The organism is [Clostridium] aminophilum DSM 10710 (assembly GCF_000711825.1).
In the GTDB taxonomy this organism is placed as follows: Bacteria; Bacillota; Clostridia; order Lachnospirales; family Lachnospiraceae; genus Clostridium_R; species Clostridium_R aminophilum.
Genome location: NZ_JONJ01000003.1, coordinates 131135 through 148250, shown reverse-complemented (window position 1 = coordinate 148250; position 17116 = coordinate 131135). Strand labels below are relative to the sequence as shown.

Genomic DNA, 17116 nt, shown 5'->3' with positions numbered 1-17116 from the left:
CCGTTCTGCAATAAAAAGTGAAAGAGCTTTTCTGTCTGCGCTCATCTATGTAGCCGTTGCGGTAGTCATCAGAGTCGGAAAGCTCGGATTTTTCGTATCCGAGGTGATTATCCATCTCGGCTTCCATCATCTCCTTAATTGTACCGCCAAGCAGGTCTTTGTGAGCATCCTGAATGTCCTCAGAGGTCTCAATGTCGTCTTCCTGCAGGAACTGTTGGATGAACTGACGTTTTCCTTCGTCATCACGATTTTGTGAGCTGGTTTCTTTTCTCTTCTTGCCTCAAATCGGTCAATTTGACCTCACCATCCGCCTGCTTTACGAATAACATGATATAATTCTGCAATATCTTGGTCTCTCATGCCTTGAAAATAGCGTAATAAGATTACATCACGCTGTTTCTCTGATAACTTCTTCCTGTATTTTGCAAATCGACTATTTTTAAGACTTCATCTATTCGGATTTTGGGAATATTCAGTAATTTTGCACGGACTTCTAAATTTTCTACTGCGGAAAGATTTTCATAAAGTGGAGGAGTTTCAATCAAAGCTCCTATCTGTTCTAAATCTATTCTGTTCCATTCATGTCCATTAAAAAGAACTTTACCACTAGCAGGACGGAGGGACAGTTATAGATACATTCAAAAATTATCAGAAGAAGAATTTGACACTCTTTTGAATAGAAGCAAATAACGCTTTGGTGTGTCATATTGATCTTTTATTAGTAAAAATATATGAATTATTGAGGACCTTTTACGTTTTTTTAGTATATGATTATAAAAAAGAAATCAATTTAGTTTTGTACTAAATTGACTCCATTGACCGCCGTTAGGCTACTTTATTTTCTTTAGGCACATGGCTATTCTGCTGTCACAACATCGTTTTTTTATTTTACTTGTTAGGGCAGATGGTTTTGTATCTATCATTTTGCTCTTATCAACAGTATCGTAAATTTAGTTCTTTTCTTTCATTGCAGAGAAGGTAGCATTTACATTTGCAATATACATATCTGTTGGTATCATTGGAACATCTAATATCATCTGTGTATCTTTAGAAATCAGACCTGTTGCTTTATATTCTGTTCCTGCCTTTTTTGCAGCTTCAAGGTAAGGTAGTGTCAAGGGTTCTGTTTCAGGTGATAAAAACAATCCTGCTTCTGCACATAAGATTGTAGCGGTATTTTCGCCAAACATACGCTTTAGTTGAAAGACCAGTCCATCAAAGTTTCCTTTTACATCGGGCAAACCACCAGAGGAAATCAACACTGTTTTTTTAGAACCATCTTCATATCCATAGTGGTGTGTACATTCATCATCCCCCAAATACATTTCTGCTGAGTTAAAGCAAACGGTTCTGTCCATGAGGGCTTTACAGTGCGAGGGAGCAGAGTAGCAATATAATGGAATTGACCATATTACTAAATCAGCTTCACGGATTTTATTAAGGACAGTGATTGCCTCATCATTTTGTACACATTTGCCATTTGTTTTCACCCAGCAGGCATAACAGGCACGACACGGATTTATGTCCAAATCAATCGTATGTACAATCTCCGCAGTCTCGTTCAGCCCCTCCATAAAAGCTCTTGTTATTTTTAATGTGGTGCTGTTCTCCTTGTATGGTGAACCATTAATAATTAATATCTTCATAAGTATTTCCTTTCTCGTCTATTTATTTTCTTTTATTTATGAAATATACTATATCAAATAAATACTGACACCTTATGTCATACTTTATTCATTTCATAAATTTCTTTTGCTTTTTCCGCTAACTGTGTTTTCAAATACACAGGCTCTATCACCTCAACCTGAGTACCAAATGAAAGCAATCCACCGATAAGCCACGGTTCTCTTGTCATTTCAGCCGTGACAAGCAAATATCCATCATCTTGCCTAATCACTTGGCTGCTACTAAATTCGTCATAAACACGAAAGGCTACTTCTTTGGAAAAGCGAAGAACAGCTTTCCCATAAGTCTGTGACGGCATTTTCTGAACTTCCGGGAATGATGTGGGGATAAAATCCTCGTTCAAAAGTTTAATACTTAAAATCCGATTTAGCTTAAACATACGAAAGTCATGTCTTTCGGTGCAAAATGCTTTTAAATACCATGCATTTGTTTTGTAGTACAATTTTAGCGGTTGTACTTTTCTTTTGCTGTACTGACCATCGCCACTTGCATAGGAAATTTCCGCAGATTTATGATGGATGACCGCCGTTTTTAGCGTTTCAAATTTTTCATTATCTTCTGTTTTGGTTTCCCACCTTGAAAAATCTACCTCAAACCATGTTTCAGAACGAGTATTAAAAAGTGCAGACAACTTTACAAGCGTAGCATCCTCATAGACATTTCCTATTACGGACAAACTTTGTAACGCTGCTAATATCTCTTGCTTTTCTTTTTCGGACAAAACTGCTTTGTCTAAAACAAAATCATTCATTAAACAAATGCCACCTTTACACCCTGTTTCCGCATAGATTGGAATACCTGCTCCGCTAAGGGCATCAATATCTCTATAAATTGTTCTAACCGAAACCCCAAACTTTTCTGCCAACTCTGGAGCTGTGGCTTTCCCTTTATCAAGCAAATAATATACAATTTTAAATAATCGACTTTCCTGCATAAGTGACACCTCCATGTATATCAGTATAACGCAAAAACCATGTCACAAAATGTCATGGTTTTATTAGAAATACAGAAAAGAGAGTATAAAAAAGCACGTACAAATCGAAACAGGATATCTATCTTTGAAACGAAAGCTATAACGCGAAACTTAGAAAAAGTCCTGTGGTATTTATGAAATAGAAAGTGAAAATGGGAGACTTTCCTATAAAATTTTTACAAATTAAAAAAAGCCGACAGATGCATATTGAACTTTTCAGCGTTAAGTATGCCTAAATAATCTTGTATTACATAGTGCGCATATAAAGCATAGCAATCCTTATAATATGATGAAAATCTTTTAGGGATATTTGTAACGATAGTAACTTTCGTTCCATTTTTACAAGCCGCTTCTAACTCCTTGATCAACTTTCCATCCCGATACTTTGAAATGTTAAACGTGACAATATATATTTCTATTGCATTATTAAAATCATCAACTACTTTTTGGATAACGTATAATAAGCTTCGCAAATTCACTTTCATATCTTTAGCGACATTTTTCCAATCCAAACCGTCATTCAAACCGACATTTTTTGTATTTAAGATGTCACCCTAATTGTCACTGTATTATCCATTCTAAATAACAAACCCACCGCCCCGTGTCAAACTACAGCACATCTTTACTGCTTTTGACACGACCCGATGGGGTTGTTCATAGGTAGCCAAGCACACTTAAGATAAAGTGCGCTTTCGCTATATTTTATTGTATGTCACATCTCCAAAATCACTTATATTCTGCTGCCGAATAACATTTTCTCAAAATCACTTGGGTTAAAAGTGGATTGCAAATCCACCTAAAAACTCCCACAGCCCTTACTATTACTGTCTTTAGAAGATTCATAAAAGCAGTTGACATGGCAGACAAACATAATTCTTATCTACTTTTCCTCCCTAACCATTAATAAGCTTCAAAAATTTCTTATCATTCAGCGGCTCATTCGTGACATACTCCCCATCACAAAATAGCGCATACGTCGTGATCGGAGTCGGTGCTTTCTGAGCTTCTTCCCTGCTTTCAATCCTCACAGCCTTAAATGATATGCCATTCTTCTCAGCGGTTTCTTCCAGAACCGGTACATATTTTGCATTAAACGGACACTGGTTCGTGTAAAAGAGAACATAACCGCGCTCATCTATACGGGGATGTCTGGCACATTCCTTGAATAGCGGTTTCTCAGTATCCATTTCAAACGGGAAGTACCACAACTGGATCCCATTATCGGCCTCATCCGAAACTCGAAAACCTTTATATTTCAAGAATTTCGGATCAGCCAGAAATGGCTTTTTCTTTGCTGAAGCAAGAATACACAGCCCCTTCTTTCCCTTTACCTTACTGTCAGCAATGCATTCGGAAAGCAGATCGTTTGAATATCCATGGCCTTTGAAAGCCCCGGAAACCCATAGGCAATCAATATGCATATATCCGGGCGCTTCGATCGGATTCCAGGCATATTCCGCAGGAAGATACTCTATGAAACATTTTCCACGCTCCACACTTTTCAGAAATACAAGCCCTTCCGCAAATCTATCCGCAAGCCATGCCTTTTTCGATGATACCTGATCATCTTTATTGCTGGAAATGGCGCAGCAAATATGCTCTTTTTCAAGATTCTCCATCGTAACTCTTATATATTCCATACCCTTTTCTCCACTTTGTTTCGCCCGAAGCGAAATGAGCACTCGGCAACCGCTTCTACCCCGAAGTCCTTTTCTCATCTTCATTCCGCCTGATGCGAAATGAGCACTCGGCGACCGCTTCAACCCCGAAGTCTTTTCTCGTCTTTGTTCCGCCCGCCGCAAAATGATCATCTGCCGGGCGATCAACACTTCTCCGTCAGGTCCTTCTCTTCATAAGGCTTATTCCATGAGCCGATCTCAATCAGGTTGCCTTCCGGATCCGCGATATAGCAGGTTCGCTGTCCCCAAGGCTCCTGCTCCGGTTCAAGCACCGATGTCGCACCATTTTCCACGGCCTTCTTATATGCTTCATCCACTTCTTCGAATGTATCGACGTACAGCGCTATTTCAAATTGACCATTCAGCCCCTTGATGTATTCATATCGTCTGCCTGTCATCTTTTCAAAATCCTTCCTGCCATAAAGCAGAAACAGTGTTCCATCCTTCACAAGGTAAACATTAGGCGTATTCTCTTCCTCCTTAATTTCGAATCCGAGAACATCCCTGTAAAAGCGAATCATCTTTGCCATATCATCAACGAGCAATCCAAATCCATCCAATCTCATGATGCAAATCCTCCATCGATTTTTAGTGTTTCTTTCATGTTCCTGCGGACAATGTCCCGTCCTTCAGCCGGTTCCGGCGCCTCTGCCTCTGTCTTCACCCCCGATGTCAAACAGCAGGGTTACAGGACTTTCCATTTCCGTATAGTCCGACAAAAAGTGACATCATCTATCTTTATTTGATCATCCTTAAATTGAGTGATTGTTATGATATCAAAAGAGAGCCGCTGTTACACGACTCTCTGTATAATACGCGTTCAAATTGAGGAATCTGAGGAATCAAGCCTTGTTAAATTTCTCTTTTCTCTGTTTGCATCTTGGGCATTTCCAGTCATCCGGAAGATCCTCAAAGGCAACTCCGTCATGCTCCGCAGGATCATACACATATCCGCAAATGGAACAGACATATTTCCCGGATGCTGCTGCCCCGGAGAAATCCACCTCAGCCAAAACGGTAGGCACCGGATTATCCAGATCCATCACACGCTTTGCTTCAAGGTTCTCATATCCCTGCGGCGTGTGGGTGCCGCAATAAACCGTCGGATGATTCTTTACAAACTCACGGACCCGGTCAAGTGTCTCACGCGCTGCCGGAAGATCGTCAAAAACAACAGAAACCTTGTTTTCATAGAGCGCCTCGTCCACATATGTGATATCACCGTGAAGCATATAGAACAATCCATCCTTCTCCACGATCACAATGCTATTGCCATAGGTGTGTCCTTTTGCTTTGATAAAATAAATTCCGTCCCCTATCTTCTGGCTTTCCGGGAAATTATAATATGCACCGTCCGTAAATTTAACCGGTTCAAGATTCGAAAGTCCCTGCAGCTCATCAGCCGATGTTTCATCCGCACTCACAAAGATCTTTGCGTTCGGGAAAGACCTCAGCTCACCTGAATGGTCAATATGTTTATGTGTAAGAAGAATCTTCGTCACTTGCTCCGGCTTATAACCAAGGGCAGCAAAAGCTTCCATGTAGCTGCTGATATCCTTTCCGGTATATGCCGGGCTTTTTTCATCCGGCACCTCTTCCGGCGTCCCGGACGGTAAACCGGTATCAACCAGGATCACTTCCTCTCCGGTATCAATCAGATAATTCTGGAGTGTACCGCGATATCGGATGGTAGGGTCAAACTTGTCCGGTCCCTCTTCCCCGCCAAATGCAAATGGCTGAGAATAGAACCCGTCTTTTCTGAATTTTACTGCTTTGATCTCCATTTGCTCATCCTCCATTTTTTGAATATCATCTCCTGCTTCCATGCTGCATTTTCAGCAGGTTTTCCATCACGCCTTCTTTATTTCTCAGCGGGCTCCCATTTGCATCTGACCGGGGATACAATTGATCCGTCTTTTTTCATTGCAGCAAATGCCTTATCGACCACTTTACGGTCAAGACCGGTCAGTTCTGCCACCTTGCCGGCATTCAGCGGTTCACCGGCCTTGCGCATAGCTTCTAAAATCTGTTCCTTCTCACTCATGATGGCCTCCTCCTTTGCTCCATTAAACCTGCTTAAACTGTTCCCTACCTTTACGGCAGAGAGGACATTTCCAGTCCTCCGGAAGATTGTCAGCTATTGTTTCCGGCTCTATGTTGTGCTTCGGATTTCATTTTTCAGGATCATAGACCCGTCCGCATTTTGCGCGCTTGAATTTGCATCTCCGACAGGTTCCACAGTGTGTTCCCTGAAAAGCCATCCTTTTTTTCTATTACAAGCCGGTATGACTTATGATACTTTGATATTACATCTGTCATTGTTATTTTTCAATTTACAGTCATTCATATCATGCTCCTGTCATATAACATCGGTAATAATATCCAGAAAGCATTCCTACATAAGTATTTCAGGCATGATGCGCGGAAGAGTTTTCGAATGTCATTCGATATCCTTCTGGTGCTCCACATGGTTACGGTGATCTTCCCGGATCTTTTCCAGAAGCTCCGAATCTTCCAGAAGATCAAGCGCCGTAAATGCCAGAACGCCGGCGCCAAGCCCGATGGCTTTCAATCCCTTTTCGCTTGCCGCCGCCTTCACAAAATCCGGAGAGTGACCGGCAATCTTCGTATCCGAGATCGAGATATACGTCTGGATGGTCGGAACAACCTGAGATACATTTCCCACATCGCTGGAACCCGCTTCAATCTTGTCCGGCTTGTGGGTGATCTTCTCGCCGAAAAGCGCCAGATTCTTTTCATAGACTGCGTCAAACGACGGTGTTACCACCATATTCTCCACGAGGTTCTGATAGAGTTTCAGACTTCCCGTGCATCCGGTCGCCAGTGCGGCGCCCTGAACGATGTTTTCCACCTTTTTCTTGAGTTCATGAAGCGTCTCAATGTCTGTTGCCCGTATGTACCATTTGGACCTGGTGTAATCCGGAATGACATTCGGCGCCGAACCGCCCTCAACAATCACACCGTGAATCCGGATCCGGTCAGTCAGCTGCTGTCGGAGCACCGATATTCCATTGTATACAAGGATCTGTGCATCCAGTGCGTTGATACCGTCCTGCGGATCTCCCGCCGCATGTGCCGATTTTCCGTGGAATTCGATGTCTACCGGTGCGCAGGCGTAGTTTCTGGCAGAGAGCGTATGCTCCGGACTGCCGCCCGGATGCGTGCAAAGTGCAAAATCCGCATCTTTGAAATATCCCTCGCGTACAAACGAGCCCTTAGCGCTGCCATTCTGTCCGCCTTCTTCTCCGGGTGTTCCGTAAACACGGACTTCACCGCCGACTTCATCAATCACCTGCTTCAAAGCAGCTCCGGCCAGTGCGGATGTTGCTCCGAAAATATTGTGGCCGCATCCGTGTCCAAGCCCGGCAAGCGCATCATACTCTGCCAGAAACACAGCAACCGGCCCCGGTTTTCCGCTCTTATAGTAAGCCGCAAATCCGGTTCGGTGACCGGCCGCCGGAAGCTCAATTTCGAAACCTTCCTTCTTCAGCTGTTCTGAAAGCGTTTTGCTGGCAAAAAACTCAAAATCGGAAACTTCCGGATTTGCATGAATCTGTAATGCGATATCCTGATACGTCGTTAAATGCTCTTCCACAAATTTTCTGATTTTTTCTCTTCGGTCTGCCATATCCGTTCCCTTTCTCTATCAATGTTGTTGCATAGTATAAAATTGAAACGGATGACCGACAATTACATCCTTTTAATCGTCAGCGATAGAAAGTTTTTATATCATATCACAGAACAAATTCCGCATGGGATTCTTCGGTTCCCCCTCCCAAGACTCATGGGCTCTGCGTGCCGCTGATCACGTACCGCTCTTCACTTGTCGCTGGGTACTTGCCGCTGGTTACCGCAAGTTGACTCCTTCGTTGGCGGAGCGCTTTTCCAAAAAACGAGCAGAAACATGCTTCTCAAGTTTTGATCGTTTCGCGGCAGTTGCTTCGGCCTCACCGGGGCGTGATCTTTGGCGAGTTAGCCGCAAAAAAAGAAGACATCTGTCATCTGGACAAATGTCTCCCTCGCTGATTGGCTTCTGCTTTTATCACTGAATTCCGGCGCTCCGGTATTCAAATTTCTTGAATCGCAGATCCGGCTGGTACATCATTTTGGCTCTGCGAAGCCCCGGAATTCCCATATCTTCTTCCCGGTTGATCCATTTTGCATTCCAGTTTTCCAGCAGATGTTCCGCAAAACACTTGTTGATCATCGCAAATCCGCCGTCCTGTGCATACGAACCATAGCTCTTTTCAAAAAGAATATCATAGACTCCGTTGTTGATCTCCGAGGCAACTGTCATGGCTACCGGCTTATCCTCCGCATAGATAACCGCTCCGATCAGCGGAAGCTCATTCCAAAGCCGGACTGCCTCGTGAATCTCGGACTGTTCGATGGAAATGGCCGGATCTTTGTCTTCCTGTGCGGAAAGCCAGCGCTCTTCTACTTTCAGAAGATCAGCCAGAAGATCCTCCTGTTCCTCGTGATCGATATAGCGGATGCTCCACTCCGGATACCGACGCATAAACCGGTTCACCCGGTTTCTCTTCTTATTATTCTCTTTCCCCGGAAGAAAGGCCAGATGTTCCGCATCATACACGTAATCCCAGTTGGCCTCATCGGTAGTAAATGATCCTTCCATATTCTGCGACCGGAGTTCTTCGATCTGGTCTTCTCCCAGAAGGATCATATCCATCGGAAGATTTCTCTCCCTGCGGTCTTCCGCAAGACGCCGGATCGCATCGGCGATATTGCCCTTTCCCAGCGGGAACGTCACGCCGCTTCTGCCCGGAATCTTATCATTTTGATACCAGCGATATAGGAAGCCGTCTTCCACTGCAATACGGGTATCGTATTTTTCCCGGAGCAAAAATATATTTGCCGCACATGTATCGCTGCCGGTCATACCGGATTCCTGGATGCACTCTTTCATAAGTGGTACAAGATCGGCAGTCGGTTTTTTCCAGTTAAGCATAAATCTCCTTACCTGTTTATAAAGTCTGCTTTTCATGCAACGGTATATACTATACCATTCTTTTTGATTTAGCGCAATTTAATTGTTTGCTATCTTTTGTATTTTTCCCGTATCTTCCGCTCAGCGTTTTTTCAATTCCACGGAATCCGCGCGAAGCGTTTTTTCTGGAATATGGTATTTCGGAGTAAATTCCTATACCGCAAAAGACCGGCACGTCCGTCTTTCCTTTCCGTGCCGGTCAAATCATGATTCATGTGCAATTATTGTCTTTTATTTTGATTGCCGCCGGATCATAGACTGAGCGCCCCCCGGTCCGGCATTTCTCTGATCACTGTCTTCCTTGTCTTACGAAACTGCCGAAAGCTTTTCAAAGATCTGCTCCATCTTGTCATCTCCTACCGATGCTGCCGTAATGCAGAGGTAGAATCCGTTTTTTGCAAGAATAACCTGTTTCTGATACAGGGTCAGATCCCGTATGGTCGCTTTGGTGTTCAACACATAACGAAGTTTTCCAGCGATATATTCCCGGTCAATACTGATCCGATCCACCTTAAAGCCACTGTTTTCCAACGCCGTTTTCGCCGCGTTCAGGCTGTCCTCATCGATCAGCCGGTCTGTCTCGTCCGCTCCTTTTCCGCTGTCTCCCACAACAATATTGATACTGTCATAATTTTTTGTCTCAGCATACGCGATCACATAGACTTCTCCGGCTTCCAGTTTCTTCCGCAAAGCGCTCTCATCTTCAAGAAGGTCTGCCGGAATCTCTCCGCTTTTTACCAGCTCTTCGTCGCTCTGAAAGCGGAAACCATCCAGTGCTTCCAGCTGATATCCAAAGAACCGGTTTACATAGGCTCCTTCATCAGATGCTCCAATCAGGCTGTACGCAGATCTCGTCTTTGCATATCCGGTCAGAGTCATGGTCAGAACAAGCAGAATTGCGGTCCACACCGCAGCAAATATTCTTTTCCTTCGATTTGTCATGGTGTCCTCCTTTCAAAGAGTATGTGTTAGATCTTCATCGTCTCTTAGAATAGAGAATACTGTTATTTTAAACTATATCGGCAAAAAGTCGGAAAATCATAATATTTTATAAGTAATAATTATATGATTTCACAGCCGTAATCCCCTTTCTGCAACATTTCCCCAAAACGAAATCCCGGTAGATTGTCGGGAATACATACGATTTACCATCTGAAGTTTAGGTTTACCATCTGAAGCTTAGGTTTACCATCCGGAGCTTAGGTTTACCATCCGGCACTTAGTTCTATCACCCGGAACTTAGTTCTACCACCCGGTGCTTAGATTTACCTGAAAAAAGTTTTCCCTGAAGCGGGCCTCTATCATGCGAAAGATCCGGATCCATTCTCTTCCACGGATAAAATGGCATAATTCGCGATTTGGAGATATAATACTTATATTCAAATCATCGTACCGTAAACAAGCATCGATCCGGTTGACATACCGTTGAATACTATCAATCATGTTTGAAATTGTTTTCTGTATCCCCTGGATTGTTGTCGCATCCATCTGGGGTTATATTCTTCTGAACGCAGCCGGCAGAAACCGGGCCATCCTGAACGATGACAAACTCTGCCGTAATCCGGAAACCGTGCGGGAGGCGAAAAGCACTCTGCGTACCGTTCGTATCATGGGCCCGATTGTGATTCTGATACTGGCCGTAATGATATTTGTGCTCTTCAATTCTCTATTTCCGATTGACGGGCTCGACATGGCAGGATTTGCACTCGCCGCTGGCGGTTTCATTTTTTCCTACATCGGTGCAGCGCTGGGGCTTGTGTTTGCCGGGACAGCCGAGGATCCAAAGCCGAAAGATGCTCAGAGAGCCGGCAGAATTCTGATGTTTTCCTTTTTGACCGCCGGAACAATCGTCATGTTCGCCGGGATTCGTATTTTAACCAATCACCCGCTGCAGGTTTAATTGGAAGTTTTTCCTGATGCACGCTATCAGCGATGCACTGTACATTTCTACAGAAATGTATTCACTGTCACGCCAAGAACCAAGATGCGAACTGTCTCTATGATGCTGAAAGCAATACATGCGCAGGAAAGCAAGGAGGCGGCACGCACCAAAGCAGCCGCTGTTGCTGAAAAGCTCCGTGAAATGAAGCTTTCCCAAGCTGCACACAAAGTTGAAGAAGGCATCGAAGAGACGCTCACATACATGGACTATCCAACCGAACACTGGAACAGGATCCGAACCAACAACACAACAGAACGGGTTAACTGGGAAAATTTGAAGCCATGCTTCTTGAGATCCTTACTTATCTGTCTGATAATCCGTTGCTCACCGGGATTGGCCCCTTATCATGGCCCAGGTACAGTAGCCCATGCCATTCTCCTTTATTCTTCCGGCGTATAGGTCCAGCCATGGTCGTCATGGTAAATCATCAGCTTGGTCATCCCGCCATCAATGCAGATATTCTCTCCGGTAATGAATCCAGCCTTATCCGAGCAAAGGAACATAACCATATTTGCGATATCCATCGGATTGCCGACGCGACCGACTGGCTGCTGCAAGGCATCCGGGCCTTCATATATCGTGTAAGCCGTATCGATCCATCCAGGGGAAATAGAGTTCACCCGGACCTTCCCCGCGAAGCTGGCAGCCATCGCATGTGTCAGCGCCGCAATCCCGCCCTTTGCCGCTGTATAGCTCTCTGTCTGTGGCTGGCTCATCCGGTCACGGGAAGATGAAATATTGATAATGCAGGCACCTTCCCGGAAATGCGGCGCAAACAGTTTGGAGAGATAGAACGGCGCAGTTACGCCGACGGCCAGTGCATACTGGAACTCCTCATAGCTGCACTCATCGATCCCTTTCATTAGCGGCAGCGCATTATTGATCAGATAATCAACACCACCGTTCTCAAAGATCACTTTCTCTGCGAAGGCTTCCAGCACAGCCTTGTCAGAGATATCCCCAACATAATGGTCGCCCGCCGCTTTATCGATCACATAGACCTTTACGCCCTGTTTTCGGAATTCCTCTGTTATGCATTTCCCTATTCCATTGGCTCCGCCGGTCACGATGGCAACCTTCTGTCCGCTTGCCGGTACCCCGATGATCCTTTTTGGAATTGTCAGCTTCATATAGAGCCCGCTTTCATCCTGTTCCGGCTCCGCAGGGATCGTCTCACACATTCCGCCCGCTGCCAGGGCTGCAGTCACTGCAAGACAGGCGGAATCCAGCAAGTCATCCGGATTGCACTTAAGCTTCTTTGCCATCTCCCACATGCCGGATAAATCTTTCCCGGGCAGATACCTTTTCAGGATCGCTGCTCTATCCGAAAAGCCCGGATACTCTTTCTTCCGGGTCATTACAACAGATCCATTCAGTCTGGCAAAATCCACCTCTGGGTGGCTTTCCAGAATCCGGTTTTTATACTCCGGATGAAGACTCAGATATTCATCAAGTTCCTTAATCTTCGGGATGATATGAACGGTCTGTTTTGAAAGACTTTTTCCAAGAATTCTGATATTGGTCTGCTTCTGTTCCTCTTCCGAATCTGCATACACAGCCTGGCGGCACGGAATCGGAAATATCGAGGATGATTTCTGCCCCAGTTCTTTACGGGCAAGGTCATCCGGTCTTAACTGATCTGCGCTGGATCTGAGTCCTACTGCCATGTCAATCAGAAATGCATCAAATTCCGGATAATGGCTGACAAGTTGCTCCAGAGAATCAAATCGTTCAAATCGGAACTCACCATGATTCAGGACGCAGGCGATCCAACCACCTCTGCATCCATCTACGCCAATATATAATCCGTCATTCATGTTCATCATGCCCCTGTACCTCCGAAATCCCGAGTCTCCGGGTCAATTCCTTATTTCGTTCCAGCAGATTCCATATACCATCCTGTGAAAGGACACCGCGCTTCAGTTTGTCCGGAAATGTACCAGCCTCATCCATGGCATAATCGTCCTTCCACTGTTGGCTCGTATAATATGCCTCCAACTTCCGGATTTCAGGCTGGAATGCTTCGTATTCCTCGATCTTCTTTTCCAAGGCATCCATCTTCTGCGTTGCTTTTTCCAGGATGCTTTCCATCACAAAGATATGCTGAGGCACGTTTTCTCCGGCAAGGCGTTTCTTGAACTGGTTCTTTTTTGCCCGGTAGCGGTTAAGGATCTCATGATCCGGAATCCAGATCTTTGCCTCTTCAATCCGATCAAAAACGAGTTGCAGTGCTTCCTCATCCGACAGTTTTTCCGAGGTCTGCTTCTGATAGGCCTGGTACATCCACTCCGAGATTTTTTCTTTCTGCTTCTGTTTCAATTGCCCATAACTTTTATTCATCTGGAACAGACGTCCGTCCACCATTTTGTGCTTACTCATTTATGTTCACCCTGTCTGTATTCGCAGTCAGCCTGTTTCGTCCTTACTTCTTTTTCTTTGGGGCAGGAAGATCATCATACATTGCTTCCAACAGCTTGCGCAGGAATTCCCTGTCTTCTACGTCATCGACAAGCAGCATTGCCTTTGCGCCTTCATATGGCAGCTCCATATCTGCATTCGGCATCATCGCCACAGCAGATTTTGTGGGTTTTACAAGAAAACGGTCATCGTAAATGCCACCGACCACCTTGCTTCGATAATATATGATGTATTCGCCCATCATAGCTCGATAAGATATATCATCCAAGTCCGATAACTGCTCCAATATGAATTCCAGGTATCTTTTGCCTGATGCCATACTCATCTCTCCCATTACGTCCACTCACAATGATAGACTTTTCTTTCCTGGTATTGTTTTGCGGATAAAAACATATTCTTGATCCGAAGAGCGGCCATCATCGTAATGATACCCACTCCAATTGAAGTCCTTCATCTGCTCCGGAGTCTCGGCATGGATTCCTGCCATAAAACGCACCATTTCGCCTCTGGCCATCTTAGCGTAGACGCCCTTCTGAACAACCTTGTCACCTTCCAGTTCTCCAAAGATGCAGGTGATATATCGGTCATCCGGCTGCAAGTATTTCTCAATGCACTTTGAGTACTCTTTGGAAGCAAGATTGATTATGATCCTGCTCTCACCGATTACTTTTTGATACAGGCTGTCTCCCCAGAAATCATAAAGGTTCTTATGACCGCAGACGGCAGCCTTCGCCTGCATTTCCAGACGGTATGGCACCACGCCATCCATCGGTCTCACTACACCGTAAAAACCAGACAGAATACGCAAATGTTCCTGCACATAATCATATTGGCCATCCTCAAAAACAGCCGGAGCCATGTATGTGTACTGGATGCCATCATAGGCCAGTAAGGCAGGCGTCAGATTTTTGTGAAGATCCATATGCGCAAATCGCTCAGCGTTCTGCCGGGCGATTTTGTCGTTGCAAGCCCAAAGCTTCTTCTGCTCTTCATAAGACAAACTCTGGATCCATTTCATCAGGACTTCCGTCCTGTCCATAAATACCGGAAGCTCTTTGCAGGCAAAAGAATCTGTATCCACCCGCATCTGCTTTGCCGGGGAGATAATGATTCTCATTCCAGTTCTCCCAGCATCTGTGCCGGATTATCAGCCGCCTTCACCTTATCAAAAGCCTTTATGATAATGCCATTCTCATCGATCAGATAGGTCGTCCGGACAACACCCATGCTGACCTTCCCGTAATTCTTCTTCTCTTTCCAGACATCATAAGCCTGAATCACTTCCTTCTCCGGATCAGAGAGAAGTGTGAAAGGCAGGCCGTATTTCTCCTCAAACTTCTTGTGGGATGTTACACTGTCCTTGCTCACGCCAAGAACGACTGCACCCTTCTCCCGGAACTGCGGATACAGATCTCCAAACGCACAGGCCTGCTTAGTGCAGCCGGCTGTCATGTCCTTCGGATAGAAATACAGGATTACCTTCTGTCCCTGATAATCTGCGAGGCTTCTCATTTTTCCGTTCTGATCCGGCAGAGTAAAAGCCGGAGCTTTGGTTCCAATTTCTAACATTTCATCCTCCATACTGCCTCTTATATGCCAGCTCTGCTATGTAATCAGACAAACAATATACTCATCTCCATATTAGCATCTTCCCTCCATTTTACGAACTTTTCTTGGATCTTCCGGCTTTTTTGCATCTTTCGGAATCAGCCACATTCTTCCCATAAGAAAAGCTCCTTCAATTCGTCCTTCTTTACAATATATTGCTACTCTTCTTTGAGACACATTCCACTTCTTTGCACATTCCGCTGAGGTTAGATAATCCATGCTTTATCCTCCGTAATTCGGTAAAAATACATTTGTTTATATTACTTCTTCTCTAATATGATCCATTCACCTTTTTTATTTGAGCCAATTCGTTTCAGTACGCCCTTTTCAACCATAGACTGCAGGCACCGCTTAATTGTTGAATCCGAGCAATCTAAACGAGCTGCCATCTCTTTTCGTGTTAAGCCAGTTTCTTCACGTAACAACTCTATAATTTTAAGCTCACGTCCATCTAATTTTATCGGGTCATTTATTGGGTCATTTATCGAGTCATCGTGACCCAAGAAAAATTTACCACTAACATGCATTTCTCTATTGTGAAGCTCGTGTTTCTCATTCAGCAAAAGATTCCTTAAAAACATTTCAAGGAACTCTGTCGTCTCATAGATACCATTCTTTATGTTATTGTAATTTGCCCTAACCAAAGCATTTCGGAAATACCAAGAGTTTTCCGCAAACAAATCATTTTCGACATCAAATCCGAGCATTCGAAGATACTTTATTAAAAAAACAGCCGTTGTTCTTGTATTTCCCTCTTCGAATACGTGGATTTGCCAAAGTCTGGAAATAAAAACCGCCAAATGATGAATCACCTCATCCATTGTTAAACCGTTATAGCGAAAATCTCTTTCCCGAGAGAAATCATAATCCAGCGTTTCTCGAAGTTCAGCAGCTCCACCATAAGAAACTGTATCTCCATCAAGGACCCATTCCTTTTTCGTGATATTATAATCTCTGATTTTTCCTGCATGGGAATAAATACCAAGGAACAGCTCTCGATGAATCGATAAATATTGTGTAGGTGAAAACGTAAATGCCTTTTCAGATAAGATTTTTGCAATTCTTGCAGACACCTTATCAGCCTCTTCTGTACGCATCTCCACCTCAGAACGACCATCTTTACTCTCGTAATAACTATTAATCAAGTCTCCGGCCTCATCTACAGAGATTTCACCGTCAATGTTCTTTTTTGCAGTCTCGTACAAGTATTCAGATGGTTTTAATCCATCAACATCCTGCAACCCAATCGCAGCCTGCCAAGCTTGTCCAAGTTCTTTTCTTGTAGGAGGAAGATTTTTTATATATTCCTCAAATGGATCTTTTTTTATATCCTTCATATCAAACCTCCGTAATCCAATAAAAACTCATTATTTTATTATATTCTATGACGCGAACACTTTCAATCAGCAACAAATTTGCACGAATCGGCAACTTATATGATTCATAATTTGCTTATCATTTCTCGTAAATATTTAAACAACTAACACCCCCACCAGCCCGTGTCAATCTACAGCACATCTTCCCTGCTTTTTGACACGACCCGATGGGGTTGTTTATTGGTAGCCAAGCACACTTAAGATTAAGTGCGCTTCGCCATATGTAATTGTATGTCACATCTCCAAAATCACTGTTTTTTTGCTGCCTTGTCACATTTGCACAAAAACTGCCAGGGTTAAAAGTGGGTTACAAATCCACCTAAAAATCCTCACAAGCCTTGCTATTACTGACTTTAAGAGATTCGTGGAATCAGTTGCCGTGGCAAACGAATAAAATTCTTATCA

The 17116-nt window shown here is 44.1% G+C and carries 20 protein-coding genes and 2 pseudogenes; 2 read left to right on the top strand and 20 right to left on the bottom strand.

What is annotated here, in order from left to right:
* Nucleotides 1-19: 19 nt before the first annotated feature.
* The 13 genes and pseudogenes from BR86_RS16560 to BR86_RS0104130 form a co-directional block, all read right to left on the bottom strand.
* Nucleotides 20-243, bottom strand: a pseudogene (locus BR86_RS16560) (transposase); the annotation flags it as partial.
* A 57-nt stretch (nucleotides 244-300) separates the two neighbouring features.
* Complete coding sequence (locus BR86_RS15550) at nucleotides 301-384, bottom strand: hypothetical protein (protein WP_408644227.1); 84 nt, start codon at nucleotides 382-384, stop codon at nucleotides 301-303.
* 566 nt (nucleotides 385-950) lie between these two features.
* Nucleotides 951-1646 (bottom strand): flavodoxin family protein, encoded by a 696-nt coding sequence (locus BR86_RS0104175; RefSeq protein WP_031471742.1) that lies wholly within the window; start codon nucleotides 1644-1646, stop codon nucleotides 951-953.
* A gap of 77 nt (nucleotides 1647-1723) precedes the next feature.
* Nucleotides 1724-2620, bottom strand: coding sequence for a helix-turn-helix transcriptional regulator (locus BR86_RS0104170; protein WP_031471741.1), 897 nt, complete (start codon nucleotides 2618-2620; stop codon nucleotides 1724-1726).
* A gap of 215 nt (nucleotides 2621-2835) precedes the next feature.
* Nucleotides 2836-3171 (bottom strand): phospholipase D-like domain-containing protein, encoded by a 336-nt coding sequence (locus BR86_RS0104165; RefSeq protein ID WP_143099309.1) that lies wholly within the window; start codon nucleotides 3169-3171, stop codon nucleotides 2836-2838.
* Between the two features lie 381 nt (nucleotides 3172-3552).
* A complete protein-coding gene (locus BR86_RS0104160) occupies nucleotides 3553-4299 on the bottom strand; it encodes an N-acetyltransferase (RefSeq protein WP_031471739.1) in 747 nt (248 codons plus the stop codon).
* Nucleotides 4300-4481: 182 nt separating this feature from the next.
* Nucleotides 4482-4904 carry a VOC family protein gene (locus BR86_RS0104155; protein WP_031471738.1) on the bottom strand — a complete coding sequence of 141 codons (423 nt, stop codon included), beginning with the start codon at nucleotides 4902-4904 and terminating at the stop codon, nucleotides 4482-4484.
* Nucleotides 4905-5180: 276 nt separating this feature from the next.
* The gene (locus BR86_RS16655) at nucleotides 5181-6122 is read right to left on the bottom strand and encodes an MBL fold metallo-hydrolase (protein ID WP_031471737.1); all 942 of its coding nucleotides are present in this window, start codon (nucleotides 6120-6122) and stop codon (nucleotides 5181-5183) included.
* Between the two features lie 77 nt (nucleotides 6123-6199).
* Nucleotides 6200-6382, bottom strand: coding sequence for a hypothetical protein (locus BR86_RS0104145; RefSeq protein WP_031471736.1), 183 nt, complete (start codon nucleotides 6380-6382; stop codon nucleotides 6200-6202).
* A gap of 22 nt (nucleotides 6383-6404) precedes the next feature.
* Complete coding sequence (locus BR86_RS16545; protein WP_278245590.1) at nucleotides 6405-6494, bottom strand: rubredoxin; 90 nt, start codon at nucleotides 6492-6494, stop codon at nucleotides 6405-6407.
* A 284-nt stretch (nucleotides 6495-6778) separates the two neighbouring features.
* Nucleotides 6779-7987 carry a M20 family metallopeptidase gene (locus BR86_RS0104140; RefSeq protein WP_031471735.1) on the bottom strand — a complete coding sequence of 403 codons (1209 nt, stop codon included), beginning with the start codon at nucleotides 7985-7987 and terminating at the stop codon, nucleotides 6779-6781.
* A gap of 414 nt (nucleotides 7988-8401) precedes the next feature.
* Nucleotides 8402-9328 (bottom strand): DUF2156 domain-containing protein, encoded by a 927-nt coding sequence (locus BR86_RS0104135; protein ID WP_031471734.1) that lies wholly within the window; start codon nucleotides 9326-9328, stop codon nucleotides 8402-8404.
* 345 nt (nucleotides 9329-9673) lie between these two features.
* Nucleotides 9674-10309, bottom strand: coding sequence for a hypothetical protein (locus BR86_RS0104130; protein ID WP_031471733.1), 636 nt, complete (start codon nucleotides 10307-10309; stop codon nucleotides 9674-9676).
* 499 nt (nucleotides 10310-10808) lie between these two features.
* On the opposite strand from BR86_RS0104130, the gene BR86_RS15920 reads away from it, so the two are divergent.
* The gene (locus BR86_RS15920; RefSeq protein WP_031471732.1) at nucleotides 10809-11267 is read left to right on the top strand and encodes a hypothetical protein; all 459 of its coding nucleotides are present in this window, start codon (nucleotides 10809-10811) and stop codon (nucleotides 11265-11267) included.
* A 3-nt stretch (nucleotides 11268-11270) separates the two neighbouring features.
* A pseudogene (locus tag BR86_RS15530) lies at nucleotides 11271-11579 on the top strand (transposase); the annotation flags it as partial.
* A 110-nt stretch (nucleotides 11580-11689) separates the two neighbouring features.
* On the opposite strand, the gene BR86_RS16480 reads toward BR86_RS15530, so the two are convergent.
* The 7 genes from BR86_RS16480 to BR86_RS0104080 all read right to left on the bottom strand — a co-directional run bounded on the left by BR86_RS16480 (nucleotide 11690) and on the right by BR86_RS0104080 (nucleotide 16672).
* Nucleotides 11690-13135, bottom strand: a complete 1446-nt coding sequence (locus BR86_RS16480; protein ID WP_081844058.1) for an SDR family oxidoreductase — start codon at nucleotides 13133-13135, stop codon at nucleotides 11690-11692.
* Nucleotides 13119-13688, bottom strand: a complete 570-nt coding sequence (locus tag BR86_RS16280) for a DUF4298 domain-containing protein (protein WP_242841558.1) — start codon at nucleotides 13686-13688, stop codon at nucleotides 13119-13121. Before BR86_RS16280 ends, BR86_RS16480 begins: the two co-directional genes overlap by 17 nt.
* A 43-nt stretch (nucleotides 13689-13731) precedes the next feature.
* Complete coding sequence (locus BR86_RS0104100; protein WP_031471728.1) at nucleotides 13732-14046, bottom strand: TfoX/Sxy family protein; 315 nt, start codon at nucleotides 14044-14046, stop codon at nucleotides 13732-13734.
* A 24-nt stretch (nucleotides 14047-14070) separates the two neighbouring features.
* Nucleotides 14071-14844 carry a peroxide stress protein YaaA gene (gene yaaA / locus BR86_RS0104095; protein WP_031471727.1) on the bottom strand — a complete coding sequence of 258 codons (774 nt, stop codon included), beginning with the start codon at nucleotides 14842-14844 and terminating at the stop codon, nucleotides 14071-14073.
* On the bottom strand, nucleotides 14841-15296 hold the full coding sequence (gene bcp, locus BR86_RS0104090) for a thioredoxin-dependent thiol peroxidase (protein ID WP_031471726.1): 456 nt from the start codon (nucleotides 15294-15296) through the stop codon (nucleotides 14841-14843). The genes yaaA and bcp overlap by 4 nt, the downstream gene beginning before the upstream one ends.
* Before the next feature lie 72 nt (nucleotides 15297-15368).
* A complete protein-coding gene (locus BR86_RS0104085; protein WP_031471725.1) occupies nucleotides 15369-15554 on the bottom strand; it encodes a MerR family transcriptional regulator in 186 nt (61 codons plus the stop codon).
* Between the two features lie 41 nt (nucleotides 15555-15595).
* Nucleotides 15596-16672 carry a Fic family protein gene (locus BR86_RS0104080; RefSeq protein WP_051684572.1) on the bottom strand — a complete coding sequence of 359 codons (1077 nt, stop codon included), beginning with the start codon at nucleotides 16670-16672 and terminating at the stop codon, nucleotides 15596-15598.
* Nucleotides 16673-17116 lie beyond the last annotated feature (444 nt).

Coding starts and splice junctions, on each gene's coding strand:
- BR86_RS0104170 (WP_031471741.1), bottom strand. CDS start 2,620: ATGCAGGAAAGTCGATTATTTAAAATTGTATATTATTTGCTTGATAAA.
- BR86_RS16480 (WP_081844058.1), bottom strand. CDS start 13,135: ATGATGAACATGAATGACGGATTATATATTGGCGTAGATGGATGCAGA.
- BR86_RS16655 (WP_031471737.1), bottom strand. CDS start 6,122: ATGGAGATCAAAGCAGTAAAATTCAGAAAAGACGGGTTCTATTCTCAG.
- BR86_RS15920 (WP_031471732.1), top strand. CDS start 10,809: ATGTTTGAAATTGTTTTCTGTATCCCCTGGATTGTTGTCGCATCCATC.
- BR86_RS0104100 (WP_031471728.1), bottom strand. CDS start 14,046: ATGGCATCAGGCAAAAGATACCTGGAATTCATATTGGAGCAGTTATCG.
- BR86_RS0104130 (WP_031471733.1), bottom strand. CDS start 10,309: ATGACAAATCGAAGGAAAAGAATATTTGCTGCGGTGTGGACCGCAATT.
- BR86_RS0104155 (WP_031471738.1), bottom strand. CDS start 4,904: ATGAGATTGGATGGATTTGGATTGCTCGTTGATGATATGGCAAAGATG.
- BR86_RS0104175 (WP_031471742.1), bottom strand. CDS start 1,646: ATGAAGATATTAATTATTAATGGTTCACCATACAAGGAGAACAGCACC.
- BR86_RS0104135 (WP_031471734.1), bottom strand. CDS start 9,328: ATGCTTAACTGGAAAAAACCGACTGCCGATCTTGTACCACTTATGAAA.
- BR86_RS0104085 (WP_031471725.1), bottom strand. CDS start 15,554: ATGGATTATCTAACCTCAGCGGAATGTGCAAAGAAGTGGAATGTGTCT.
- bcp (WP_031471726.1), bottom strand. CDS start 15,296: ATGTTAGAAATTGGAACCAAAGCTCCGGCTTTTACTCTGCCGGATCAG.
- BR86_RS0104145 (WP_031471736.1), bottom strand. CDS start 6,382: ATGAGTGAGAAGGAACAGATTTTAGAAGCTATGCGCAAGGCCGGTGAA.
- BR86_RS0104080 (WP_051684572.1), bottom strand. CDS start 16,672: ATGAAGGATATAAAAAAAGATCCATTTGAGGAATATATAAAAAATCTT.
- BR86_RS16280 (WP_242841558.1), bottom strand. CDS start 13,688: ATGAGTAAGCACAAAATGGTGGACGGACGTCTGTTCCAGATGAATAAA.
- BR86_RS0104160 (WP_031471739.1), bottom strand. CDS start 4,299: ATGGAATATATAAGAGTTACGATGGAGAATCTTGAAAAAGAGCATATT.
- BR86_RS0104140 (WP_031471735.1), bottom strand. CDS start 7,987: ATGGCAGACCGAAGAGAAAAAATCAGAAAATTTGTGGAAGAGCATTTA.
- yaaA (WP_031471727.1), bottom strand. CDS start 14,844: ATGAGAATCATTATCTCCCCGGCAAAGCAGATGCGGGTGGATACAGAT.